Source organism: Pseudomonas violetae (assembly GCF_023072615.1).
Classification (GTDB): Bacteria; Pseudomonadota; Gammaproteobacteria; order Pseudomonadales; family Pseudomonadaceae; genus Aquipseudomonas; species Aquipseudomonas violetae.
This window is the reverse complement of the sequence record NZ_JAKNRW010000011.1, coordinates 39,075-65,128: the sequence shown is the minus strand read 5'-3', so window position 1 is coordinate 65,128 and position 26,054 is coordinate 39,075. Positions and strand designations below refer to the sequence as shown.

The following is a 26,054-nucleotide window of genomic DNA, read 5'->3' as shown; positions in this document are numbered from 1 at the left end:
GCCGAGGAAACACCGTGACGCACACTCGCCGCCCGCCTCCGCCCTCCCCGGCCCAGGACCGCGCCACCGCGATGGACCAGGCCCTGGACTGGCTGATTGTGCTGGGCAGTCCGAGCGCGGAACAGACCCAGGCGTTCAATGCCTGGCTCGCTGCCGACCCTCTGCATGCCCAGGCGTTCGCCAAGGCCCAGACGATCTGGGACGGCCCGCAAGTGATGCTGAGCGCGCAGACCCTGGCCGCTCGGCCGCCAAAAGTAACGGTGCTTTCGCACCTGCGTCCGCACTGCAAACCCCTGGCGACCGCTGCCGTGCTGATCCTCGGCTTGTTCAGTTTCAGTAATCTGCCCATGCGCCTGCAGGCCGATCACCTGACCGTGGTCGGCGAGCGCCAGCGCCTGCAACTGGAGGACGGTTCAAAAGTCCTGCTCAATACCAATTCGGCTTTTTCCAGCACCATCGATGATCAGCAGCGCATTGCCCGCCTGTATCAGGGCGAAGCGTTTTTTGAAGTGGCCGGCAACCGCGCCCAGCCGCTGGAAATCGATGCCGGACCGGTCAAGGCCAGCGTGCGCGATACCGCCTTTGCCGTGCGTTACCTGGACGGCGTGGCACAGGTTCGAGTGCAGCGCGGGGATGTCGACTTGCGCGCGACCCGCGACGATGCGCGGGTGCGCCTGTCGGCCGGGGAAAGCATTAGCATTGGCCCCAACGGTTTTGATCGCCCGGCCAAGCTTGACGCCACCGACCTGGCCTGGGTCCAGGGCCGCCTGGTCTTCGAGAACTGCCCCTTGAGCCAGGTACTGACGGAACTGCGTCGCTACTATCCGGGCTGGATCATCAACAACAATGAGCAGTTGTCGGACATTAACGTGACCGGCAATTATCGCCTCGACCAGCCTTTGGACGTGGTGCGCTCGCTGGCCCACATCACCTCGGCGCAGCTCAGGGAATTCCCGGCGCTGGTGATCTTGAACTAAATAAGAATTATTTTTACTCGATAGGCAAAGCTCGTTCGTCTCGTTATAGCCAATGCAATTGATTCGCATATACAAATGCTAATCAGCACCTATAAAGATTCGTGCGACACGGAGCGCTATCGATGTCCTCTCGCCTTACTCGCCAGTCCTCTACCCCTTCGCGCGTGTTGTCGCTGCTGACCGCCGCCATTCTGATGGCCGGCAGTGCGCCACTGCTGGCCGCCACCGCCGACGCTCAACAGAGCCGCAACATGGGTGACTACTCGTTTGCCATTCCCCAGCAATCGCTGGTGTCGGCGCTGAACGCGTTCACCGCTGTGACGGGCTGGCAGGTCGGGTTCTCCGCCGAACTGGCGCAAGGGGTGGCGTCGCCCGGCGTGCGCGGATCCTTGGCGCCGGAAACTGCCCTCGATCGCCTGTTGGTGGGGACCAACCTGAGCTATCGCAAACTGGGCCACAACAACATCGTTCTGGAGCTGCGCAGCAACAGCGGCGCGCTGAACCTGCAGCAGGTAACCATCAGTGCGACCCGCCAGGAACAGGACGTGAGCAGTGTACCGAGCACGGTCACGGTGCACACCCGCGACGAACTCGACCGCAACAACGTCAACTCGATCAAGGATTTGGTGCGCTACGAGCCGGGCGTTTCCGTGGGTGGCACGGGGCAGCGCTCCGGTATCACCGGCTACAACATCCGCGGCATCGATGGTGACCGGGTGCTGACCCAAGTCGATGGCGTGCAGGTGCCCGACGGCTTCTTCAACGGCCCCTACGCCCAGACCAACCGCAACTACGTCGACCCGGAAATCGTCAAGCGCGTGGAAATCCTCCGCGGCCCGGCCTCGGTGCTGTACGGCAGCAACGCGATCGGTGGCGCAGTCAGCTACTACACCCTGGACCCGGACGACATCATCAAACCCGGCCAGGATGTCGGCGCTCGCCTGAAGACCGGCTACAGCTCAGCCGACGAAAGCTGGCTGACTTCCGGTACCGTCGCCGGGCGCACCGGCGACGTCGATGGCCTGCTGCACCTGAGCCAGCGCAACGGCCATGAAACCGAGTCCTATGGCGAAACCGGCGGTACCGGCCTCAATCGCACCGAAGCCAACCCGGAAGACGTGCGCACCACCAACATCCTCGCCAAGCTGGGTTGGGACTACGCCGAGGACGGGCGCTTGGGCCTGACTTACGAGCACTACAAGGACGACCGTGACACCCACCAGCTGAGTGCCGTGGGCGGACCGTTCAACGCGGGGCGCGGCTTTGGTTTCTACAAGGCGCGTCGCGGCAACGAAACCATTACCCGCGAGCGTTTTGGCCTCGATAACCGCTTCGGCCTCGACAGTATTCTGGCCGACGACATCAAGTGGACACTGAACTACCAGATCGCCAAGACCGACCAGAGCACCCAGGAAATCTACGCGCCGCCAGGACGCACGGTACTGCGTAACCGCGATACCACCTACAAGGATCGCCAGTGGGTGTTCGATGCCCAGGCCGACAAGGCGTTTGCCATCGCCAAGACCGACCACCTCGTCACCTACGGCACCACCCTCAAGCAGGACAAGGTGACCGGCCTGCGCACCGGTGACGGCACCTGCCTGACCGTGGCCGGCGCCTGCCGGGTGATCGGCGCACCGAGCGCCGCCGACACCCTGACCCCGGCCAGCGACTTCCCCGACCCGACCATCAACACCTATAGCCTGTTTGCCCAGGACCAGATCAGTTGGAACAACTGGACCTTCGCGCCCGGCCTGCGCTACGACTACACCCAGCTCAAGCCGCACCTGACCGACAAGTTCCTGGCCACTGCCGACCAAAGCGGCAATGGCGAGGTGAATGACAGCACCAAGAACTGGCATCGCCTGTCGCCGAAGTTCGGCACCACGTACCAGTTCAACGATCACTACACCTGGTACGGCCAGTACGCCGAAGGTTTCCGCACGCCCAGTGCCAAGGCCCTGTATGGCCGCTTCGAAAACACCTCTGGCGGTTATCAGGTGGCGCCCAACCCCGACCTCGAACCGGAAAAGAGCAAGAGCTATGAAACCGGCCTGCGTGGCCAATTTGAAGCCGGCAACTTTGACGTCGCGGTGTTCTACAACAAGTACCGCGACTTCATTAACGAGAACGCCATTACCCCGGGCTACGACGAACTCACCTTCCAGAGCAACAACATCAAGCACGCCACCATCAAGGGCGTGGAGCTCAAGGGTCGCCTGAACCTCGACACATTCGGCGCACCAGGCGGCCTCTATACCCAGGGTTCGCTGACTTATCTGTACGGGCGCAACGATGACAGCGGCGAACCGCTGAACAGCATCAACCCGCTGACCGGCGTGTTCGGCCTCGGTTATGACCAGGACAAGTACGGCGCGTTGCTCAGCTGGACCCTGGTCAAGCGCAAAGACCGGGTCGACAGCACCATGTTCAACACCCCTGACGGCACCAGCACCCAATTCAAGACCCCGGGTTATGGCGTGCTCGACCTCGCTGGGTTCTACAAGGTGACTGACGACGTGACCGTCAACGCCGGCCTGTACAACCTGACCAACAAGAAATACTGGCAGTGGGATGACGTGCGCGGCTACGACAACGTGGGCGAAGCCTCGGTGACCCAACCGGCCAACCTCGACCGCCTGACCCAGCCGGGGCGCAATTTCTCGGTCAATCTGGTCTGGGATATCTGATCCAGCGAGCCTGATTGCGCGACGGCTTTTCCCCCGCGCAATCAGGTTTTTTTACTGTCCGGCGCCTGTTCGTTCGTCTCGTTACCAGGCGCCCATTTCTCCCAAGGATTTGTCATGACCCACCAGGACACTGCTCAACGCCCCGCTCTGCGTTCACAACGCTTAAACCAGATCACCCACGAACCCCACACCAAACTCGACGCACTGGTCAAAGCCCACGCACCGTTCGAGACCCAGGCCAATTTCGCCCGCTTCGTCATCGCGCAGTACCTGTTCCAGTCGGAACTGGTGGCGCTGTATAACGATGCCGAACTGAGCACCATCATTCCCGATCTGCCGGATCGTTGCCGGGCTGAAGCGGCCAAGGCTGACCTGGCTGACATGGACACCGAGGTACCGGCACCGGTGGCAGGCGCGGTGATCCATCCGACCAAGGCCGAGGCCCTGGGCTGGCTGTTTGTGTCCGAAGGTTCGAAGCTGGGTGCGGCGTTTCTGATCAAGCGTGCGGTGGGCCTGGGACTGAGTGAGACCTTTGGTGCGCGCCACCTCGCTGAACCCGCCGGGGGCCGGGCTGAAGGCTGGAAGCGCTTCGTGAAGACACTTGATGGGCTGGAGTTGAGTGCGCAGGAAGAAGCGGAACTGGATAAAGGTGCGATCGATGCCTTTAACCGCTTCACCGTGCTGCTGGAACAGGCGTACGCCGCGGAATTCGCCTGATCATCCGATCCTCTGTTGGACGCACTTTCCTGTGGGAGCTGGCTTGCCTGCGATGGTCGTTAACGATGACGCGGGAAGCCTGACACCCCGCAGCGCTCTCGAGTTTCTCGCGAGCAAGCTCGCTCCTACAAGGAAACATCACGCCCCACATGCGTTACCTTGAGCCTATGCCCTCATCTTCCAGACTCGTGCGTTTCCTTTTCGGCCTGCTGGCCTACCTCAGCCTGGGCATAGGCCTGGTCGCCATTGTCGTGCCTGGCCTGCCAACCACCGAATTCATCCTGCTCGCGGCCTGGGCCGCCACCCGAAGTTCCCCACGGCTCAGCGCCTGGCTGGAAAACCATCGCCTGATCGGTCCGATACTGAGCAACTGGCGCAACGGCAAAATCATATCCCGTCGTGCCAAAGTCAGCGCCACCGTGAGCATGCTGCTGTGCGCCGGGTTGATGCTGGTGATGCTCGATCACGGCTGGCCGATCTACCTGGCCATTGCCGGAATGAGCTTGGGCAACCTGTGGATCTGGTCGAGGCCCGAGACCCTGGCGCACGCTTCCTGACAGACCGGGTTGCCTGCATCGCCAGCAGGCTGGCTCCCACAGGTGAGCTCCAGAATTATTGGGCTTAATGTGGGAGCGAGCCTGCTCGCGATAGCGATCTCCCAAACACCGAATATCCCCCGCAAACGCTTGCGCCGACCGTTCATCGATTTTTACTCATGCAAACCTCCCCCGCGCCGATGCCTTTCCCATGGCGCTGAATGGACTTGGCGAACCCGGTCGATCCCGACCCACAGCCAACACCCCATTCATTTGCGAGTTCGCCTTATGTTCGACTCTCTCTCCATCCGCCTGAAAATCGTGCTGCTGTCCGGCCTGTGCCTGCTGGGCGTGATTGCCCTGATCGTGGGCATGAATATCTACCAGACCAACCAGAACGATAAATTGGTCAGCGCCTCCAGCAGCAGAATGCTCAACGACAGCGTGCAGGATCTGCTGCAAGCCAAGGCCGCCGAGCAAGCCGTGCGGGTGCAGAAAACCTTCGGCGAAAGCCTGACGGTGGTCACGTCCCTGGCGGATCAGATCAAGGACCTGCGCAACATGGCGGCCAAGCGCTCGCTGGAAGCGGGCGCTGTGCGTGAGGAGTTGAACCGGAGCCTGCAAACCGCCTTCGAGCGCAACAGCAAAGTGCTGGGGATCTGGCTGGCATTCGAACCCAACAGCCTGGACGGCAAGGACAGCGAATTCGCCAACGACGCGGCGCGCCAGTCCAACGAAGCCGGGCGCTTTGCCAGTTACTGGAGCCGTGCCGGTGGTACCGGGGTCAACACGATCATGGTCGAAGATGACATGACCAAGACCACCCTCAACATCAACGGCACGCCCTATAACAGCTGGTACACCTGCCCTCGTGACAGTAAGCGCACCTGCCTGCTGGACCCGTATGCCGACACCGTCGGCGGCAAGGAAATGCTGATGACCACCATTTCCGTACCGCTGTTGGTGGATGGCAAATCCATCGGGGTCGTCGGTGTGGACATCGCCCTCGACGCCCTGCAAGCGGCCGCGGTCGAATCCCAGCGCGACCTGTTCAATAGCGCCGGGCACATGCTGATTGTATCCGGCAGTGGCGTGCTCGCCGGCTACAGCGTCGACGCCAGCAAGGTCGGCAAAAGCATCGCCGACACCCTGGGCACGGATGCCAAGGAAGTGCTGCAGTTGCTCAGCGCTGGCACACCGAAAATTCTCGAACAGGGCGAACTGATTCGCGCCGTGTATCCGGTCAGCCCGATTGGCGATTCCAAGGCCTGGGGTGTGGTGATCGACCTGCCGAAGCAGGTGTTGCTGGCTGACTCGGCCAAGCTGCAAGCCGTACTTGATGACGCCCACCAAAGCGGCACCATCAAAGCCGTGCTAGTCGCCGTTGCGGCTGGCCTGGTCGGCCTGCTGCTGATATGGCTCACCGCCTCGGGCGTGACCCGGCCGATCAACAGCGTTGCCCAGATGCTCAAAGCCATTGCCAGCGGCGACGGCGACCTGACCCAGCGCCTGCACTACGGCAAGAAAGACGAACTGGGTGAACTGGTCAGTTGGTTCAACCGCTTCCTCGACAAGCTGCAGCCAACCATCGCGCAGATCAAACAGAGCATTACGGACGCCCGCGGCACGGCCGACCAGTCCTCGGAAATCGCCCGCCAGACCAGTGAAGGGATGCAGGTGCAGTTCCGCGAGATCGACCAGGTTGCCACCGCCTCCAATGAAATGAGCGCCACCGCCCACGACGTCGCCAACAGTGCCTCGAATGCGGCCAATGCGGCCAAGGGCGCGGACCAATCGGCCCGCGATGGCATGCAGATCATCGAGCGCAGCACCCGCGACATCAGTCAGCTGGCCGATGAGGTCAGCAAGGCGGTTGTCGAAGTCGAAGCCCTGGCGGTCAACAGTGAGCAAATCGGCTCGGTGCTGGAGGTGATCCGCAGCATTGCCGAACAAACCAACCTGCTGGCCCTCAACGCAGCTATCGAAGCCGCCCGCGCCGGCGAGAGCGGGCGTGGTTTTGCGGTGGTGGCTGATGAAGTGCGCAACCTGGCCAAACGTACCCAGGACTCGGTGGAAGAAATCCGCACGGTGATCGAACGCATCCAAACTGGCACCCGCGGCGTCGTTGCCACCATGCACTCGAGCCAGACCCAGGCCCACAGCAACGCCGGTCAAATTCAGCAAGCAGTACAGGCCTTGAGCAAGATCAGCGATGCGGTCACCGTGATCAGCGACATGAACCTGCAAATTGCCAGCGCCGCCGAACAGCAAAGCGCCGTGGCCGAAGAGGTCAACCGCAACGTCTCAGCCATCCGTACCGTCACCGAAACCCTGACCGGGCAAGCGACCGAATCGGCACAGATCAGCAGTCACCTTAATTCGCTGACGACCCATCAGATGAAGTTGATGGATCAGTTCCGCGTGTAGGAGCAGGCTCGCTCCAACAGTTTTCATCCGGCACTGCACATTTTTTGATCTATGATCGGCCCTCTTCCGGAGGGCCTTCGATGACTGATCTATTCACGTCCATTCAAGCCGCACTCGGCTTGCCCAATACCCCTATCCCCTGCACATCGAGCGGCGCCCTGCCCTGCGCGTTTGCGGTCACCGACCTGGCCTGCGCCAGCATTGGCGTGGCCGGTCAGGCAATCTGCGACCTGTTGCATCGGCACACCGGGCGCCTTCCCGGCCTGGAAGTCGACCGGCGCCTCGCGTCGTTCTGGTTTGCCACCTCGCTGCGTCCGCTGGGCTGGAATGTTCCGCCCTTATGGGACCCGGTCGCGGGCGACTACGCCACCCGGGATGGCTGGATCCGCCTGCACACCAACGCACCGCATCACCGCGCAGCCGCCGAAAGCGTGCTCGGCAGCGTTGCCGATCGATCGGCAATGGCTAACAAAGTCGCGCAATGGGCTGCAGCTGATCTTGAACAGGCCGTGGTCGAAGCCGCCGGTTGTGCCGCGCAAATGCGCAGCTGGGCGCAATGGCAAGCGCATCCCCAAGGGCAGGCCGTGAACGCTGAGCCACTGGTGCATTTTGCCGCAGGCAACAGTGCGCGGGCGAAACCCTGGCAAGGTTCCGTGGCCCGCCCCCTGGCCGGAATCAAGGTGCTGGACCTGACCCGCGTACTCGCCGGGCCAGTCGCCAGCCGCTTTCTCGCCGGGCTGGGCGCCGACGTCCTGCGCATCGATCCTCCCTCCTGGAACGAGCCTGGCGTGGTACCGGAAGTCACCCTGGGCAAGCGTTGCGCGCGTCTGGACTTGCACGACCCAACGGATCGCGCGATCTTCGACAACCTGCTCAAGGACGCCGACATCCTCCTGCATGGTTACCGCGCCGATGCACTGGAACGCCTCGGTTATGGCACCGCCGAGCGCCGGCATCTGGCCCCCGAGCTGATCGACGTCTGCCTGAATGCCTATGGTTGGAGCGGTCCTTGGCAGAATCGCCGGGGCTTCGACAGCCTGGTGCAGATGAGCTGCGGAATTGCCGAGGCTGGCATGCATTGGAAGCAGTCAGACCAGCCGACGCCATTGCCCCTGCAAGCGCTCGATCACGCCACCGGGTACCTGATGGCGGCCAGCGCGATTCGCCTGCTGGACACGGGCGGATCGGCACGGTTATCGCTGGCGCGCACGGCGAAGTTGTTGATTGAAAATGGCGTCGGGCCGGCGGCACCCTTGCGGGTTGAAGATGACAACGACAAGGGGCTGTTGGTCGAGCAAACAGCCTGGGGGGCGGCGCATCGACTGCAGGTGCCGCTGAAGATCACCGGCACGCCATTGCAGTGGACGATTCCGGCGGCTGAATTGGGCTCCCATCGGGCGCAGTGGTGGTGATGCGCATATCTTCGCGAGTAGGCTCGCTCCCACATTGGAAATGCGATTCCCGCAGTGCAACCCTGTGGTCACAACGGCAACGCGCCCCCCTATGGGAGCGAGCCTGCTCTCGATAGCGCCAGCAGCCATCGAAGTTCAGCTCGAGGCTGAAAATACTCCGGTGACTTCGCTTTACTGGAAATATCGCGATGTTCGGTCCACTCTCGGACGGCGAATTGATCGTCCAGGACCCTGCCTGCGCTCCCCTCTGCACGGCGACACCTGGCATTACCAACTGATACGGAGAGATGCCAATGGCTACGTTCGAGCCCGGTCACCTGCACATCGAGCGCACCGCGCTGCATAAGGATGACTACAGCTACTCGCTGAGCATCGACTATGAAGTGACCCAGGACCCAAAGGAAGGCGTAGGCATGCTGTTCAAAATGCATGGGTTAGTGCAGAACGAAAAATGGCAGGAGGAGTTTTTCCTGCCCAAGGACCAGGCGTTCGATTTCGCCCGCCATGCCACTCGCCTCGCGCAAAAACATGGTCTACCCAAGGAAGTCGGGATCGGCACGGTCCACAAGGCGTACGACCTGATGTTCGAAGACGTCCGGGCGCAGCTCGACGTCAAGTCCGGCGACCCGGTCAAACCCGAACACCTCGAGTAGCCGTTTGTGCAGGAGCAAGGCTGCCTCGCCAACTGTGGAAGCAAAGCTTTGCTCCTAAGGTCTTCGCAAATCAGTGCAGGATTTCACCTGCGGCGCTCCCCAAGGCATACTTGCCACCCTCCGCACGCCAGAACTACACCGCCCCCATGCGTATCCACGTCAGTTTCATCGACCGAGTCGGCATCACCCAGGAAGTCCTGGCGTTGCTCGGTGGGCGCAATCTCAACCTGGATGCGGTGGAAATGGTGCCGCCCAACGTCTACATAGACGCGCCGACCTTGAGCCCGGAAGTACTCGAAGAGCTGCGCGATGCGCTGTTCAGCGTCCGCGGCGTGCAGGCGGTGACGGTGGTGGACATTCTGCCTGGCCAGCGCCGGCACCTGCAGCTCGATGCCTTGCTGGCGGCCATGACCGACCCGGTGCTGGCGCTCGACAGTGCGGGCAACGTATTACTGGCCAATCCGGCACTGATTGCCCTGTACGGTCGCGAACCGGCGGGGGAAAGCGTGGCGGAACTGTTTGCCGACCCGGCGCTGCTCGACGCGTTGCTGGAGCACGGCTTTCGCCTGCCGCTGCGCGAGATCACGCTCAACGGCCAGGCCTTACTACTCGACGCCACGCCCATCACCGATGCCGGTGCGTTGCTGACCCTGTATCAACCCAACCGCATCGGCGAGCGTCTGTCGGCGCTGCACCATGATCATGCCGAAGGCTTTGATGCGCTGCTGGGCGAATCTCCGGCGATCCGCACCCTCAAGGCCCGCGCCCAGCGCGTGGCGGCCCTGGATGCGCCTTTGCTGATCCAGGGCGAAACCGGCACTGGCAAGGAACTGGTTGCGCGCGCCTGCCACGCCATCAGCGCCCGGCACAGCTCGCCTTTCCTCGCGCTGAACTGCGCGGCATTGCCGGAGAACCTCGCCGAAAGCGAGCTGTTCGGTTATGCCCCGGGGGCTTTCACCGGAGCGCAACGAGGCGGTAAACCGGGCCTGATGGAACTGGCCAACCAAGGCACGGTGTTTCTCGATGAGATCGGCGAGATGTCGCCCTACCTGCAGGCAAAACTGTTGCGCTTTCTTAATGACGGCAGCTTTCGGCGAGTGGGCGGTGATCGCGAAGTGAAGGTCAACGTGCGAATCCTCAGCGCGACCCACCGTGACCTGGAAAAAATGGTCAGTGAAGGCTCGTTCCGCGAAGACCTGTTTTATCGCCTCAACGTCTTGAATGTCGAAGTCCCGCCGCTACGTGAGCGGGGCCAGGACATTCTGCTGCTGGCCCGTCACTTCATGCAGCAGGCCTGTGCGCAGATCCAGCGACCGGTGTGCCGACTGGCGCCCGGGACTTACCCGGCACTTCTGGGTAACCGCTGGCCTGGTAACGTGCGGCAGTTGCAGAACGTGATATTCCGCGCGGCGGCCATTTGCGAAAGCAGTCTGGTGGACATTGGTGACCTCGACATCGCCGGCACCTCGGTGGCACGCCAGAGCGACTCCGAAGTCGACAGCCTGGAGCAGGCCGTGGACGAGTTCGAGAAAACCCTGCTGGAAAAACTCTACGTCAGCTACCCGTCTACCCGGCAGCTCGCAAGCCGCTTGCAGACCTCCCACACGGCGATCGCGCATCGGCTGCGCAAGTATGGGATTCCTACCAAGCAGTAGCCGTCGCTGAATTCTCACGCCTGGCCTCCATCCTCAGCTGCCGAAGGCTGCGATCTTTTTGACTTCGATATTGTGTTGCCTGCGACAAGATCGCAGCCTTCGGCAGCTCCTACGGGACGAATTCAAATCGAAGGCCTTCTAACCTGTTTAGAAACGACCTCCAGCCGTACTGAAAGCGCTACAGCGGAACGATATCGCTACACACCTCCCCAGGCACCAGTGCGCAAGGCTTTGATACAGATAGGCTTTTTTCCAAGCCCCAAGCTGTAGCGATTTCGCTACACAGTAAACATTTTCTCCCGCCTCAAAAACTCGCAACTCACTGTTTTATAACGCTTTTAAAACATTGGCCGCGATTTTGCTTATTACCCCTGCATAAATCAGGGCTAAAACCCCCGTGCATTCAATCGCGTCTACCAGACGAGTCTGGCCCCCTTAGGAGTTTCCATGAGCGAGTTGCGTTTTACTGAAGATCACGAATGGCTGCGCACCGAAGCTGACGGCAGCGTCACAGTCGGCATCACCGCCTTCGCGCAGAACGCTCTGGGCGACGTGGTTTTCGTACAACTGCCAGAGCTGCAGTCCTACGAGAAGGGCGCAGAAGCGGCCACCGTGGAATCGGTAAAAGCTGCCAGCGGCGTGTACATGCCTCTGGACGGTGAAGTACTGGAAGTGAACCCGGCGCTCGACAGCAGCCCGGAACTGGTCAACGAAGATCCCCTGGGTGAAGGCTGGTTCTTCCGTTTTCAGCCTACCGACGCCTCGGCCGTCGCCAAACTGCTGGATCAGGATGCTTACGACCGTCTGATCAAAGCCAACGCCGAAGCCTGAGGAGCACCGAAATGACTCAAGTACTGCCTGTTTCTGTAAATATGACGACCGCCAACGAATTCATCGCGCGCCACATTGGCCCGCGCGCAGGCGATGAGCAAGCCATGCTCAACAGCCTCGGCTTCGCCTCCCTGGAAGCCTTGAGCGCCAGCGTTATTCCGGAAAGCATCAAGGGCACCAGCGTGCTCGGCATGGACGACGGCCTGAGTGAAGCCGACGCCCTGGCCATGATCAAAGGCATCGCCGGCAAGAACCAGCTGTTCAAGACCTTCATCGGCCAGGGTTACTACGGCACCCACACGCCGTCGCCGATCCTGCGCAACCTGCTAGAAAACCCGGCTTGGTACACCGCCTACACCCCGTATCAACCAGAGATTTCCCAGGGCCGTCTCGAAGCACTGCTGAATTTCCAGACGCTGATCAGCGACTTGACCGGCCTGCCGATCGCCAACGCCTCGCTCCTCGACGAAGCCACCGCCGCAGCCGAAGCAATGACGTTCTGCAAGCGCCTGAGCAAGAACAAAGGCAGCCACGCTTTCTTCGCCTCCGCCCATTGCCACCCGCAAACCCTCGACGTGCTGCGCACCCGTGCCGAGCCTTTGGGCATCCACGTGGTGGTCGGCGACGAGCGCGAACTGACTGACGTGACGCCGTACTTCGGTGCCTTGCTGCAATACCCGGCGAGCAACGGCGACCTGTTCGACTACCGCGAACTGACCGAACGCTTCCACGCGGCCAATGCACTGGTTGCCGTGGCCGCTGACCTGCTGGCCCTGACCGTGTTGACCCCGCCGGGCGAGTTTGGCGCCGACGTAGCCATCGGCAGCGCACAACGCTTCGGTGTGCCGCTGGGTTTCGGTGGCCCGCACGCCGCGTATTTCTCCACCAAGGACGCGTTCAAGCGCGACATGCCGGGTCGTCTGGTCGGCGTCTCGGTGGACCGTTTCGGCAAGCCGGCCCTGCGCCTGGCCATGCAGACCCGCGAGCAACACATCCGTCGCGAGAAAGCGACCAGCAACATCTGCACCGCCCAGGTGCTGCTGGCCAACATCGCCAGCATGTACGCGGTGTACCACGGCCCCAAAGGCCTGGCGCAGATTGCCAAACGCATTCATCACCTGACCGCCATCCTGGCCAAAGGCTTGAGCGCACTGGGCCTGAGCGTCGAGCAAGAGCATTTCTTCGACACCCTGACTGTCAACACCGGCGCCAACACCGCCGCGTTTCACGACAAGGCACACGCCCGGCACATCAACCTGCGGGTCGTCGACGCCGAGCGCCTGGGCCTTTCCCTGGACGAAACCACTGCACAAGCAGATGTGGAAACCCTGTGGGCCCTATTCGCCGACGGCCAGGTGCTACCGGATTTCGCCGCCCTCGCCGCCACAATCCAGATCGCCATCCCGGCTGAACTGGTGCGCCAGTCGCCGATCCTCAGCCACCCGGTGTTCAATCGATATCACTCGGAAACCGAGCTGATGCGCTACCTGCGCAAGCTCGCCGACAAGGACCTGGCCCTGGATCGCACCATGATCCCACTGGGTTCGTGCACCATGAAACTCAACGCCGCCAGCGAAATGATCCCGGTGACCTGGGCCGAATTCGGCGCCCTGCACCCGTTTGCCCCGGCCGAGCAAAGTGCTGGCTACCAGCAACTGACCGACGAGTTGGAAGCGATGCTGTGCGCGGCTACCGGCTACGACTCGATCTCCCTGCAACCGAACGCCGGTTCGCAAGGTGAATACGCCGGTCTGCTGGCCATCCGCGCCTACCACCAGAGCCGTGGCGAAGACCGTCGCGACATCTGCCTGATCCCGTCGTCTGCCCACGGCACCAACCCGGCCACCGCCAACATGGCCGGCATGCGCGTGGTCGTGACCGCCTGCGATGCCCGCGGCAACGTGGACATCGAAGACCTGCGCGCCAAGGCCATCGAGCACCGCGAACACCTCGCGGCGCTGATGATCACCTACCCGTCGACACACGGTGTGTTCGAAGAAGGCATCCGCGAAATCTGCGGGATCATTCATGATCACGGCGGCCAGGTGTACATCGACGGTGCCAACATGAACGCGATGGTCGGCCTCTGTGCTCCAGGCAAGTTCGGCGGCGATGTCTCGCACCTGAACCTGCACAAGACATTCTGCATCCCCCACGGTGGTGGCGGCCCGGGCGTTGGCCCGATCGGCGTCAAATCGCACCTGACTCCTTTCCTGCCAGGCCACGCCCAGATGGCGCGCAAGGAAGGCGCAGTCTGCGCGGCGCCGTTCGGCAGCGCGAGCATTTTGCCGATCACCTGGATGTACATCCGGATGATGGGCGGCGCCGGCCTCAAGCGTGCTTCACAGTTGGCGATCCTGAATGCCAACTACATTTCCCGTCGCCTCGAAGAGCACTACCCAGTGCTCTACACCGGCAGTAATGGCCTGGTGGCACACGAGTGCATTCTCGACCTGCGTCCACTCAAGGACAGCAGCGGCATCAGCGTCGATGACGTCGCCAAGCGCCTGATCGACTTCGGTTTCCATGCGCCGACCATGTCGTTCCCGGTGGCTGGCACGCTAATGATCGAGCCGACCGAAAGCGAATCCAAGGAAGAGCTGGACCGCTTCTGCGACGCCATGATCCGCATCCGCGAAGAAATCCGCGCAGTGGAAAACGGCACCCTGGACAAGGACGACAACCCGCTGAAAAACGCGCCGCACACTGCAGCGGAACTGGTAGGCGAGTGGATTCACCCGTACAGCCGTGAGCAGGCGGTCTACCCTGTAGCATCACTGATCGAAGGCAAGTACTGGCCACCGGTCGGTCGCGTCGACAACGTGTTCGGTGATCGCAACCTGGTGTGCGCCTGCCCGTCGATCGAAAGCTACGCTTAAACCAAAGAGGGGCGGGTGCGCCTGCCCCTCTTTCTCAAGAACACCACAAAACCTGTGGAAGCTGGCTTGCCTGCGATAGCGGCCTGTCAGGCAGCATCGATGGCGACTGAACCACCGCCATCGCAGGCAAGCCAGCTCCCACAGGACCGTGTCCAGTCAAAAGATTCCGCCAATTCCCATAACAAGAAACCGGAGAACAACCATGGCTTTAAGCGTGTTCGACCTGTTCAAGATTGGCATCGGCCCCTCCAGTTCCCACACCGTCGGCCCGATGCGGGCTGCCGCTCGTTTCGTCGAAGGGTTGCGCCGTGAAGGGCTGCTGGCTGCAACCACCCGCGTCAAGGTCGAGCTCTACGGCTCACTCGGCGCCACCGGCAAAGGCCACGGCAGCGACAAGGCCGTGCTGCTTGGCCTGGAAGGCGAACACCCGGACACCGTGAACACCGAAACCGTCGCCGCCCGCCTGCAAGGCATTCGCAGCAGTGGCCGCTTGAACCTGCAGGGCGAACACAGCATCGCGTTCAACGAAAAAGAACACCTGGCGATGATTCGCAAACCGCTGCCTTATCACCCCAACGGTATGATTTTCCGCGCATTCGATGCTGCCGGATTGCAGATCCGCAGTCGCGAGTACTACTCGGTCGGTGGCGGCTTTGTGGTCGACGAGGACGCCGCCGGCGCTGATCGCATCGTCGAAGATGCGACCAAACTGACCTTTCCGTTCAAGAGCGCCAAGGACCTGCTGGGGCACTGCGCGACCTACGGCCTGTCGATCAGCCAGGTCATGCTGACCAATGAAAGTGCGTGGCGACCGGAAGCCGAAACCCGCGCTGGCCTGCTGAACATCTGGCAAGTGATGCAGGATTGCGTGGCCGCCGGTTGTCACAACGAGGGCATCCTGCCCGGCGGCTTGAAGGTCAAGCGCCGAGCGGCGGCGCTGCATCGGCAGTTGTGCAAAAACCCCGAATCGTCCTTGCGCGACCCGCTCTCGGTACTGGACTGGGTCAATCTGTACGCCTTGGCGGTCAACGAAGAAAACGCCAATGGCGGACGAGTCGTGACAGCACCCACCAACGGCGCAGCGGGAATCATTCCGGCCGTGTTGCATTACTACATACGCTTCATTCCCGGGGCGAACGATGATGGCGTGGTGCGTTTTCTGCTCACCGCTGCCGCCATCGGCATCCTGTACAAGGAAAACGCTTCGATCTCCGGTGCCGAAGTCGGCTGCCAGGGTGAAGTCGGGGTGGCCTGCTCCATGGCGGCCGGCGCGCTGTGCGAAGTGCTTGGCGGCAGCGTGCAGCAAGTGGAGAACGCTGCGGAAATCGGCATGGAACACAACCTCGGCCTGACCTGTGACCCCATCGGCGGCCTGGTGCAAGTGCCTTGCATCGAGCGCAACGCCATGGGCTCGGTCAAGGCGATCAATGCGGTCCGCATGGCCCTGCGCGGGGACGGTCAGCACTTCGTCTCCCTCGACAAGGTCATCCGCACCATGCGCCAGACCGGCGCCGACATGAAGAGCAAATACAAGGAAACCGCCCGCGGCGGTCTGGCGGTCAATATTATCGAGTGCTGATGCGCGCGCATTGGCCTCTGCACATTTTTTCAGGAGCAGAACATGTCCACCGAACAATTGCTGACTACCCCGCTGCACGCCCTGCACATAGAACTCGGCGCGCGCATGGTGCCGTTCGCCGGCTATGACATGCCGGTGCAATACCCGCTGGGCGTGATGAAAGAACACCAGCACACCCGCGACCACGCCGGACTGTTCGATGTCTCGCACATGGGCCAGATCCGCGTGACCGGCGCCAACGCTGCCAAGGCCCTGGAAACCCTGGTACCGGTAGACATCATCGACCTGCCGGTGGGGATGCAACGCTATGCGATGTTCACCAACGAGGCCGGTGGCATTCTCGACGACCTGATGGTCGCCAACCTGGGTAACGACGAACTGTTCCTGGTGGTCAACGCCGCCTGCAAGGACCAGGACCTGGCGCACCTGCGCAAGCATATTGGCGAGCAGTGCTCCATCGAGCCGCTGTTCGAAGAGCGCGCGCTGCTGGCCTTGCAAGGTCCCGCCGCCGTCACCGTACTGGCGCGCCTGGCGCCTGAAGTGGCGAAGATGACCTTCATGCAGTTCACTCGCGTCCAGCTGTTGGGGGTCGAATGTTTCGTCAGCCGCTCGGGCTACACTGGCGAAGACGGTTTCGAAATCTCCGTACCGGCCGGGCATGCCGAAGCCTTGGCCCGGGCACTGCTGGCCGAGCCTGAAGTGGCTGCGATCGGCCTGGGCGCTCGTGACTCCCTGCGCCTGGAAGCCGGCCTGTGCCTCTATGGCCATGACATGAACACTGAGACCACCCCGATCGAGGCCAGCCTGTTGTGGGCCATCTCCAAGCCGCGTCGTGCCGATGGCGCGCGGGCCGGCGGCTTTCCGGGTGCAGAAAGCATATTTGCGCAACAACAGGGCGGAGTCAGCCGCAAGCGCGTAGGCCTGTTGCCGCAAGAGCGAACGCCTGTGCGCGAAGGCGCAGAAATCGTCAACGAAGCTGGCGAGATCATCGGCAGCGTCTGCAGCGGTGGCTTTGGCCCAACGCTGGGCGGTCCTTTGGCCATGGGTTACCTCGACACGGCTTACGTAACACTCGACACACCCGTATGGGCGATTGTCCGTGGGAAAAAGGTGCCTATGCTTGTAAGCAAAATGCCATTTGTTCCACAACGCTACTATCGCGGTTGATTGACTGTTCCTATAAGTAACGCGGTTGCGTTAACACTGCACTAATCTGTAACGCAACCGCCATAAAATAGTGCAACAGTGCGATAATGAACTGCGGTTATAACGATCGAAAACAATTGAAAACCGCTATCAAACAAGCTGCACTAGTGGACCGGCCAATAGCCTCCAAGCCGAGCAAAACCGGGCCTCTCACAGGGGCTTGTTTTTTATTGGCTAGTTGGCGTAGAGTTTGTTCACTGTGTTTGCATGGGTCGCTTGGCATCGTGACCTGGGCAGTAGCCTACAAGTTAGCTACATCCCGCTCGACGTCTTCTTACTCTCCTGCAACCAGTCCCAGTACTCTTTCACGAGAAAGAGGCTGCCACTAATTTTTTGCGTCAAAGGAAATAAGAAATGTCCCAACGTCAGAGCGGTACCGTCAAGTGGTTTAACGACGAGAAAGGTTTTGGTTTTATCACTCCAGAAAGCGGTCCGGATCTGTTCGTGCATTTCCGCGCCATTCAGGGCAACGGCTTCAAGAGCCTGAAAGAAGGCCAGAAAGTGACTTTCGTTGCTGTGCAGGGCCAGAAAGGCATGCAGGCTGACGAAGTACAGGCAGAAGCTTAATCTTCTGTAACGAAAAAGCCCCTGATGCTGACATCAGGGGCTTTTTTGTGCGCGCAAATCCGTAAAATGAGTTCTTTTTCCGCCGAGACCCCTGCCATGTCGAAACACCTGCTGAAGCCCCAGGGCGAATTCCCCGCCGCTGGCCTGGGTCGTCGCTTGGCAGCGATGTTCTATGACTTCCTGCTATGCACCGCTTTGCTGATTGTTACCAGTGGCATCTACAAGATGATCCAGATGGCGATCATCGGCGAGGACCGTATGCGCACCCTGACCGAAGCAGGCGCACTGGACGGTGATCCATTGCTCTCAACCTTGCTGCTGTTCGTGCTGTTCGGTTTTTTTGCCAAGTTCTGGACCTGGTCGGGTCAGACCCTGGGCATGCAGGTGTGGGGCATTCGGGTGCAGAACGCCGACGGCTCATCCATCAGCCTGTGGCAGGCACTGCTGCGCTTTGTGGTATCCATCGCCTCACTGCTGTGTGTGGGCCTGGGTTTCATCTGGTCGCTGTTCGACAAGCAGAAACGCAGCTGGCATGACATGTATTCCGAGACGCAGTTGGTGCGGATTCCTAAGAAGGCCAAGTGATCCCGAACACCGTAAACACAAGCGGGCTTGCCCGCGAAGAGGGCTTATCAGTCGACTTTGATGTTGTCTGCCAAACCGCTTTCGCGAGCAAGCCCGCTCCCACATTTTTTTCAAGTACTCAGGCGTTGCCAGCCAGCTTCATCCGCGCCGCCTGGGTAAAGTCGAGCATCCGCTTCAACGGCCGAATCGCCTGCGGAATCAACGCCGGATCGACAAAGATCTCGTTCGTCCCCTCCTTCAAGCTCTTCAGCACGCGCTCAAGCGTATTCATCGCCATCCACGGGCAATGCGCGCAACTGCGGCACGCCGCGCCGTTACCCGCCGTAGGGGCTTCGATAAACACCTTATCCGGGCACAACTGCTGCATCTTGTAAAAAATGCCGCGATCAGTAGCCACAATAAGCGTCTTGTTCGGCAGGCTCTGTGCCGCCGCAATCAGCTGACTGGTCGAGCCCACCGCGTCCGCCAGTTCGATGACCGAAGTCGGCGACTCCGGATGCACCAGAATGGCCGCATCCGGGTATAGCGCCTTCATGTCTTCAAGCTGCTTGGATTTGAATTCTTCGTGAACGATGCAGGCACCGTCCCACAGCAGCATGTCAGCACCGGTTTTGCGTTGAATGTAGGTGCCCAAGTGCTTGTCCGGCCCCCAGATAATCGTTTCGCCGTTATCCATCAGGCTTTCAACGATTTCCAGCGCGCAGCTGGAAGTTACCACCCAGTCGGCCCGGGCTTTGACGGCCGCCGAGGTATTGGCATACACCACCACCGTGCGTTCCGGGTGCTGGTCGCAGAACGCCGAGAACTCATCCACCGGGCAACCCAGGTCCAGCGAGCAGGTCGCCTCCAGGGTCGGCATCAGCACGCGTTTCTCGGGGTTGAGGATCTTGGCGGTCTCGCCCATGAACTTGACGCCGGCGACCACCACGGTCTTGGCCGGATGGGCATTGCCGAAGCGGGCCATCTCCAGGGAGTCGGAGACGCAGCCTCCGGTCTCTTCGGCGAGCGCCTGGATGACCGGATCACAATAGAAGTGAGCAACCAGCACTGCGTCCTGAGCCTTGAGCTCGGCAGCGATGGCGGCGCGATAATAGGCCTCTTCCTCGGCGGTCAGCGGCTTGGGCTGCTTGGCGTCGAGATGGGCTTGAACCAGAAGGCGTTCGGAAATCTGCGTCATGTTCGCAAGACCTGCAAGCGCTTGCGCGCGAAAGTCGAGTATACACCCGGCTCCAGCCCCCTTAGAGGGTACCGCCGGGAAAGTGAGTATTCATCAGGTACGGACAACGTTGGAGCTGCGCAAGGCTACAGAATATCCAGTGGATGCAAAAGATCATTCTGACCTGCGCCGCTGCAGACTCAAATCAAGCAACGCTCAAATCGCGGGCAAAAAAAAATCCGGAAATCCTCACTTGCGTGGGCCTTCCAGACTTTTAAAACTGCTATAAAAATGGTGGGTCGTGTGGGATTCGAACCTACGACCAATTGGTTAAAAGCCAACTGCTCTACCAACTGAGCTAACGACCCGCTGTGTGGTGGCGCGTATAATACTGATTTTTAAGGACTATTCAACACTTAATTTGAAATAAATCAAAAATAAGGTGTTGGGTCGCTGATTCCGGCCGCCGCGAAGCCTTCTGCACGCAGTCGGCAGCTGTCGCACTTGCCGCACGCCCGGCCGTTATCATCGGCCTGGTAGCAGGAAACCGTCAGGCCGTAATCGACACCCAGCTTTACGCCGGCCTGGACGATCTGCGCCTTGCTCAGGTTCTGCAGGGGCGCCTGGATACGGAAGCCGTTGCCTTCCACACCGGCCTTGGTCGCCAGATTGGCCGTGCGCTCGAAGGATTCGATGAACTCGGGGCGGCAATCCGGATAACCGGAGTAGTCGACGGCATTGACGCCAATAAAGATGTCACGCGCTCCGAGCACTTCAGCCCAACCCAGCGCGAGGGACAGGAACACCGTATTGCGCGCAGGAACGTACGTGACCGGAATGCCTTCGCCAGCCTCCTCCGGAATATCGATACTGCTGTCGGTCAATGCCGAACCACCCATGCCATTCAGGTTCAACCCGATCACCTTGTGCTCGACCACGCCAAGATCCCGCGCAACGCGTGCGGCAGCGTGCAGCTCGGCATGGGAGCGCTGGCCGTAGTCGAAGCTCATGGTGTAGCAGCTGTAGCCATCAGCTCGCGCCATGGCCACGACAGTGGCCGAGTCCAGGCCACCGGACAGGAGGATAACCGCACGTTTTTCTGCAGCGTTCAGTTGTTCAGTCATTTCAGCGCCCCGGTTCGTCATTCCATAGATATTTATGCAGCTGCAGTTGCAGGCGCACAGGCAAGTTGTCCGCGACCACCCAGTCAGCCAGGTCCCGAGCATTCAGGTCATGGTGACTGGGGGAAAACAGGACCTCACCGGCTCGCCGATCCAGACCATACTGAATCAGCTTGGACACGGACCAGTCATAGTCTTCACGAGAACAGATGACAAACTTCACCTGATCGTTGGACGTCAGCAGCTCGATGTTTTCGTAGCGATTGCGGTGCGCTTCCTTCGAACCTGGGGTTTTCAGGTCGACCACGCGACTTACCCGCGAATCTACCGCCGAGATGTCGAGAGCTCCACTGGTTTCCAGTGACACTTCGTAACCGGCATCACACAAGCGCTTGAGCAGAGGGATGGCGTTGGGCTGCGCGAGGGGCTCGCCGCCGGTAACACACACGTAACGCGGACGAAAGCCGGCCACTTGCTCAATGATGTCATCGAGCGGACGAACCGTGCCGCCCGTGAAGGCGTAGGCGCTGTCACAGTATTGGCAACGCAATGGACAACCGGTCAGACGCACAAAAACAGTGGGCAGCCCGGCCGTCCGCGTTTCACCCTGCAACGAGTAAAATACTTCGGTGATTCTCAATGTGTCTTGCATAGTCGCCACGGGCGTAACAGCTAAACAGGCTGTCCGCCTCCGTCAGGCACTTGATGGAACCCCGCCAACGCGCGAATCCCAAAAAGCGGTGTTTCAGAAAAAGGGCGTGAATTCTAACGAAAAAACCCGCAGCAAGTGCGGGTTTCTTCAAAACGGGTCAAGCACACTTACATTCGCTGCAAGTCGCGTTGGGCCAACTGTGCGGCGGAAGTCCCAGGGTATTGGGCAACGACCTGTTGCAGAATGCCCTTGACCTTGTCGGTATGACCCAGTCGGCGCTCTACATCAGCCAGCTTGTACAGCGAGTCAGGCACCTTGGCGTGCTTGGGGTACAGCTGCGAAACCTTGGCAAACGCCTGACCTGCACCTTGCAGGTCGCCTTTTGCCAGGTTGACTTCGCCCAACCAGTACTGGGCATTACCCGCGTACTGGCTGTTGGGGTACTTGCGCAGGAAAGCGGTAAACGCCTGGCTGGCCTTATCGAAATCCTTGGCCTTGATCAGGTCGAAGGCTGCATCGTAATACAGTTTTTCCTTCGCTGGGTCAGCCGGCTCGGTACCTGCGGCGGGCGCCTGAGCGGCAGCCGCTCCAGCACCTGCTGCTGCACCGGGGGCGTTCAAATCGCCACCGGTGGAAGAATTCTCAGGAGTTGCGGCTGGTGCAACGCCGGTTCCAATGCGCCGATCAAGATCCTGGTATCGCTCCAGGCTTTCCTGCTTCATGCGCGCTACATCGTTTTGCAGAACTTCGATGACGCCTTGTTGGCGCGAGATCTGCTCCTGCATCGATTGCAGTTGGTTGAACAGCTCGCCCTGTGCCGAGACAGGGGCCGAAACCCCTCCCCCGGCATAGGCGCCGCTCGTACCGTAACCCGCAGGCGGATAACTACTCCCGCTATTGTTATAGCCGGAGTCGTTATCGACCACAGGAACCGCAGCCCACACCGCAAGCGGTGCAAGGCTGAGGGCCAAAACAGTTACAGCACGACGGCACGTTCGCATGACGAATTACTTACGCAGTTCGACGCGACGGTTTTGAGCCCAGGACTGCTCGTCGTTGCCGGTAGCAACTGGACGCTCTTCGCCGTAGGAAACCAGTTCCAGCTGAGCTGGGGAAACGCCTTGCAGTACCAGGTAGCGTTGAACGGCTTTCGCACGACGCTCGCCCAGTGCCATGTTGTACTCACGAGTACCACGTTCGTCGGTGTTGCCTTCCAGAACAACGCGAGCGCCGTTTGCTTTCAGGTCTTTGGCGTGAACGTCCAGAGCGCGCATGGCTTCTGGCTTCAGGTCCGAGCTGTCGTATTCGAAGTAGAAGGTGGTGATTGCGCGCAGAGCAGCTTCTTCGCTCAGGGAACCGTCAACTGCACCAGTATTTGCGCCGTAACCAGCGTTTGGATCAACAGCGCCTTCACCGGCGTTGTCGCCGCCTTTGGACGAGCAACCTACAGCTACAGCCATGGCCAGAGCCAGCGCAGCAAATTTACCAAACTTCAGCATTTCCATCGTGAAACTCCTAATGAACCCCAGTGTGTTAAGTAAAACGTAAAGCGCCGCGTCAGTTCAGGTAAGGGGACCAGGAAGGTTCTCTGACTTCGCCTTGTGCGGTAGGAAGCGGGAGCCTTACGCGTCCATTAATGGACACGAGCATCAAGACTCCCCGGCCCTGCTGGCGGGTGGCGTAGATTACCATGGTGCCGTTGGGCGCAACAGTAGGCGACTCGTCCAGAGTGCTATCAGTGAGTATCTTTACACTACCGCGCTGCAAATCCTGGGCCGCCACCTTGAAATTGGTGAAGCCTTCCTGGCGATGGATCATTACGAGGGTCTTTTCGTCAGCCGACAATTTAGGGTTGGCGTTGTAGTTACCGATGAAGGTCACACGCTCCGCACCACCACCGCTTGAGCTGGTCTTGTAGATTTGCGGCTTGCCGCCACGGTCAGAGGTGAAGTAGATGGTGGAACCATCTTTACCCCAGAACGGTTCGGTGTTGATACCGGGACCGTTTGTGACGCGAGTGATCTGGCGCGAACCCAGGTTCATCACGTAAATGTCCGGGTTGCCGTCCTTGGACAGCACGAACGCCAGGCGATTGCCATCCGGCGACCAGGCCGGAGCACCATTGAGGCCTTCGAAATTGGTGATCTGCTCACGGCGACCGGTGTCGATGTTCTGCATGAAGATGCGCGGACGCTTCTGCTCGAACGAGACATAAGCGATCCGCTTGCCATCCGGGGCAAAACGCGGCGACAGGATCGGCTCGCGCGATTGCAACAGGGTAACGGCACGGGCACCGTCATAGTCCGAACGCTGCAGGGTGTAGCGAGTGTTCTTCTCGGAGAAGCGCTCGGCGGTCACGTAGAGCAGGCGAGTCGAGAAGGCACCTTTGATACCGGTGAGTTTTTCGAACGACTGGTCAGCGATGTAGTGCGACATGTCACGCAGCTGATCAACACTGCCCGACACGCTGCCGGTCAGCACTTGCTGCTCGGTGGCGACGTTGAACAGGGCGTATTGCACCTGCAGGCGGCCGCCCGCCGGAGCAATGCTGCCGACCATGACGTACTGGGCGCCCAGCGCCTTGAAGTCACGGTAGATGATTTCGCTGGCCTGGCTTGGCTGGCTGATCATGTTCTGTTTCGGGATCGGCGAGTAGTAACCCGAGTTACGCAGGTCGTTGCCGATGATCTCGGCCATATCATCCGGCAACACGCTGCCGCCCTGGTTGGCGAACGGAACGACTGCAATCGGGGTAGCCCGATCACTGCCGCTGGTAACCAGAATGTTTTTCTCATCTGCTACCGCCATCCCTGCCAGGCAGCAGATAGCGACAAGCATTCCTCGAAGAAGGTTTCTCACAAGGCTAGATCCTCAGGTGTGAATGTCATCTTGAATGAACGATACGGAGCAAAATCGCTCGGCTTCATTCCCTGCATTTCTGTCAAACGTCCAATATTCTTGACCGCGGCCACTGCCGAAGCATCGAACGGACCATCTCCGCTTGATTTGCCGACGGTGACCGACGTCACTGTTCCATCCGGCAACATGCCGATTTGCAGCACGACCGTCATGCCTTTGCGTGCCGAAGGTGGGCGGGCCCAGCCCTCTGCCGCACGCGCACGAATCAGGTCATCGAAACTGCCAGCGACTTCGTCGCCCCGCTCGTCCGCCAAAGCCTGCTGACGTTGTGGCGTGTCGGAAAGCAGATCTGCCAAGGCCTGGGCCTTTTTGTCTTCGGCGGATTTACGTGCCGCTTCCTGCGACTTTTTCTTCGCAGCATCGGCAGCAGCTTTCTTCTTCGCGTCTTCGGCGACTTTCTTCTTCGCCTCTTCAGCGTCGGATTTCTTCTTGGCGTCTTCTGCGGCTTTCTTCTTCGCGTCTTCGACGATCTTTTTCTTGGCTTCTTCAGCGGCCGCTTTCTTGGCCTCTTCTTCAGCAGCCTTTTTGGCTTCTTCTTCAGATTTCTTCTTGGCTATATCCGCCAATTGTTTCTCTTCAGCCTTCTTGGCTTCAGCAGTCTTCTTGGCTTCGGCAGTCTTCTTGGCTTCGTCGGCTTTCTTGGCCTCATCAGCCTTCTTCGCCTCGTCCGCTTTCTTGGTCTCGTCGGCCTTTTTGGATTCTTCGGCCTTTTGAGCCGCATCTTCCTTCTTTTGTTCCGCAGCCTTTATGGCTTCCTGCTCGATCTTCTTCTGCTCCATCTGCTCGACTTCGGTCTGACGTGCGGCGGATTTCTTCGCCTCACCCGCAATCTTCTGATTGGTCTGGGTGGTCGCCTGACTTTTCGACTTCAGCTGGTACAGGGTCGCCTGGACGATCGGCCTGGCCGGCGGCAGTTCTGGGGTCATGGCAAAACTGACAAACAACATGCCGAACACCAGCACGTGCAACCCAATCGCCCAGACGCTAGGCCAGAAGTAGCTCTCCGAGGCTGTCGGCTCTCGTTGTTGCTGCATCAGGGCGCCTCGGTAATCAAGCCAACATTACCGACCCCGGCTTTCTGGAGACCGCCCATGGCGCCCATGACCGATCCATAATCGACGGTCTTGTCGCCTCGAATGAAGACCTGGGTCTGCTTGCCGCCTTCGTTGCCGGCGCGAATGATCTTGGTCACCGCGTCGGTCATCTGCGGCAAGGTCATGGCCTTGTCCTGCTGCTTCTGGGTGTCGACTTCGCTGCCAAGGTTCCAGTAATAGGTCTTGTCAGCCTTGATCGAAATGGTCAGGACCTGAGTATTGTTGTCCTGCGGCAAGGCTTCGCTGGAAACCTTGGGCAGATCAACTTTCACGCCCTGATTGAGCATCGGCGCGGTCACCATGAAGATGACCAGCAGTACCAGCATCACGTCGATGTAGGGCACTACGTTCATCTCGGCGACCGGCTTGCGCTTTTTGCGAGCTCGAGCGATTAAAGC

At 60.3% G+C, this 26,054-nt stretch carries 22 protein-coding genes, 1 tRNA gene and 1 pseudogene; 15 read left to right on the top strand and 9 right to left on the bottom strand.

Going from position 1 to position 26,054, the window contains the following annotated elements:
* Positions 1–14 precede the first annotated feature (14 nt).
* The 15 genes and pseudogenes from L9059_RS15290 to L9059_RS15225 all read left to right on the top strand — a co-directional run bounded on the left by L9059_RS15290 (position 15) and on the right by L9059_RS15225 (position 18,714).
* Positions 15–977: a FecR domain-containing protein gene (locus L9059_RS15290; protein ID WP_247291843.1), complete on the top strand. Its 963-nt coding sequence runs from the start codon at positions 15–17 to the stop codon at positions 975–977.
* A gap of 122 nt (positions 978–1,099) precedes the next feature.
* Positions 1,100–3,667: a TonB-dependent receptor gene (locus L9059_RS15285; RefSeq protein WP_247291842.1), complete on the top strand. Its 2,568-nt coding sequence runs from the start codon at positions 1,100–1,102 to the stop codon at positions 3,665–3,667.
* A gap of 114 nt (positions 3,668–3,781) precedes the next feature.
* On the top strand, positions 3,782–4,384 hold the full coding sequence (locus L9059_RS15280) for a biliverdin-producing heme oxygenase (RefSeq protein ID WP_247291841.1): 603 nt from the start codon (positions 3,782–3,784) through the stop codon (positions 4,382–4,384).
* 149 nt (positions 4,385–4,533) lie between these two features.
* Positions 4,534–4,941, top strand: coding sequence for a YbaN family protein (locus tag L9059_RS15275; protein ID WP_428480272.1), 408 nt, complete (start codon positions 4,534–4,536; stop codon positions 4,939–4,941).
* A gap of 267 nt (positions 4,942–5,208) precedes the next feature.
* Positions 5,209–6,489: pseudogene (locus L9059_RS30975) on the top strand (methyl-accepting chemotaxis protein); the annotation flags it as partial.
* A 102-nt stretch (positions 6,490–6,591) separates the two neighbouring features.
* Positions 6,592–7,347 carry a methyl-accepting chemotaxis protein gene (locus L9059_RS30970; RefSeq protein WP_428480274.1) on the top strand — a complete coding sequence of 252 codons (756 nt, stop codon included), beginning with the start codon at positions 6,592–6,594 and terminating at the stop codon, positions 7,345–7,347.
* A gap of 80 nt (positions 7,348–7,427) precedes the next feature.
* Positions 7,428–8,759, top strand: coding sequence for a CoA transferase (locus tag L9059_RS15265; protein WP_247291839.1), 1,332 nt, complete (start codon positions 7,428–7,430; stop codon positions 8,757–8,759).
* A gap of 293 nt (positions 8,760–9,052) precedes the next feature.
* The gene (locus L9059_RS15260; protein ID WP_247291838.1) at positions 9,053–9,412 is read left to right on the top strand and encodes a DUF5064 family protein; all 360 of its coding nucleotides are present in this window, start codon (positions 9,053–9,055) and stop codon (positions 9,410–9,412) included.
* 146 nt (positions 9,413–9,558) lie between these two features.
* Entirely contained in the window at positions 9,559–11,067 is a 1,509-nt protein-coding gene (locus tag L9059_RS15255; protein WP_247291837.1) for a sigma-54-dependent transcriptional regulator, read from the top strand.
* Between the two features lie 447 nt (positions 11,068–11,514).
* Entirely contained in the window at positions 11,515–11,898 is a 384-nt protein-coding gene (gene gcvH, locus L9059_RS15250; RefSeq protein WP_247291836.1) for a glycine cleavage system protein GcvH, read from the top strand.
* 11 nt (positions 11,899–11,909) lie between these two features.
* Positions 11,910–14,777, top strand: a complete 2,868-nt coding sequence (gene gcvP, locus L9059_RS15245; protein ID WP_247291835.1) for an aminomethyl-transferring glycine dehydrogenase — start codon at positions 11,910–11,912, stop codon at positions 14,775–14,777.
* 202 nt (positions 14,778–14,979) lie between these two features.
* Entirely contained in the window at positions 14,980–16,356 is a 1,377-nt protein-coding gene (locus L9059_RS15240) for an L-serine ammonia-lyase (protein ID WP_247291834.1), read from the top strand.
* 42 nt (positions 16,357–16,398) lie between these two features.
* Entirely contained in the window at positions 16,399–17,523 is a 1,125-nt protein-coding gene (gene gcvT, locus L9059_RS15235) for a glycine cleavage system aminomethyltransferase GcvT (protein ID WP_247291833.1), read from the top strand.
* Between the two features lie 393 nt (positions 17,524–17,916).
* Positions 17,917–18,129, top strand: a complete 213-nt coding sequence (locus L9059_RS15230; protein WP_003175786.1) for a cold-shock protein — start codon at positions 17,917–17,919, stop codon at positions 18,127–18,129.
* A 96-nt stretch (positions 18,130–18,225) separates the two neighbouring features.
* Positions 18,226–18,714: an RDD family protein gene (locus L9059_RS15225; RefSeq protein WP_247291832.1), complete on the top strand. Its 489-nt coding sequence runs from the start codon at positions 18,226–18,228 to the stop codon at positions 18,712–18,714.
* 118 nt (positions 18,715–18,832) lie between these two features.
* On the opposite strand, the gene nadA is transcribed toward L9059_RS15225, so the two are convergent.
* From nadA to tolR, 9 genes are all read right to left on the bottom strand, one after another.
* Positions 18,833–19,891, bottom strand: coding sequence for a quinolinate synthase NadA (nadA, locus tag L9059_RS15220; protein ID WP_017340460.1), 1,059 nt, complete (start codon positions 19,889–19,891; stop codon positions 18,833–18,835).
* 271 nt (positions 19,892–20,162) lie between these two features.
* Positions 20,163–20,238: transfer RNA gene (locus tag L9059_RS15215), tRNA-Lys, on the bottom strand.
* Positions 20,239–20,301: 63 nt separating this feature from the next.
* On the bottom strand, positions 20,302–20,994 hold the full coding sequence (gene queC / locus L9059_RS15210; RefSeq protein WP_247291831.1) for a 7-cyano-7-deazaguanine synthase QueC: 693 nt from the start codon (positions 20,992–20,994) through the stop codon (positions 20,302–20,304).
* Position 20,995: 1 nt separating this feature from the next.
* Positions 20,996–21,643, bottom strand: a complete 648-nt coding sequence (queE, locus tag L9059_RS15205; RefSeq protein ID WP_247291830.1) for a 7-carboxy-7-deazaguanine synthase QueE — start codon at positions 21,641–21,643, stop codon at positions 20,996–20,998.
* A gap of 167 nt (positions 21,644–21,810) precedes the next feature.
* Entirely contained in the window at positions 21,811–22,644 is an 834-nt protein-coding gene (gene ybgF / locus L9059_RS15200; protein WP_247291829.1) for a tol-pal system protein YbgF, read from the bottom strand.
* 6 nt (positions 22,645–22,650) lie between these two features.
* Positions 22,651–23,148, bottom strand: a complete 498-nt coding sequence (pal, locus tag L9059_RS15195) for a peptidoglycan-associated lipoprotein Pal (RefSeq protein WP_003178634.1) — start codon at positions 23,146–23,148, stop codon at positions 22,651–22,653.
* Between the two features lie 52 nt (positions 23,149–23,200).
* Complete coding sequence (gene tolB, locus L9059_RS15190; RefSeq protein ID WP_282615491.1) at positions 23,201–24,481, bottom strand: Tol-Pal system beta propeller repeat protein TolB; 1,281 nt, start codon at positions 24,479–24,481, stop codon at positions 23,201–23,203.
* Between the two features lie 17 nt (positions 24,482–24,498).
* A complete protein-coding gene (tolA, locus tag L9059_RS15185; RefSeq protein ID WP_247291827.1) occupies positions 24,499–25,596 on the bottom strand; it encodes a cell envelope integrity protein TolA in 1,098 nt (365 codons plus the stop codon).
* On the bottom strand, positions 25,596–26,048 hold the full coding sequence (gene tolR / locus L9059_RS15180) for a protein TolR (protein WP_247291934.1): 453 nt from the start codon (positions 26,046–26,048) through the stop codon (positions 25,596–25,598). The genes tolA and tolR overlap by 1 nt, the downstream gene beginning before the upstream one ends.
* Positions 26,049–26,054: the final 6 nt, after the last annotated feature.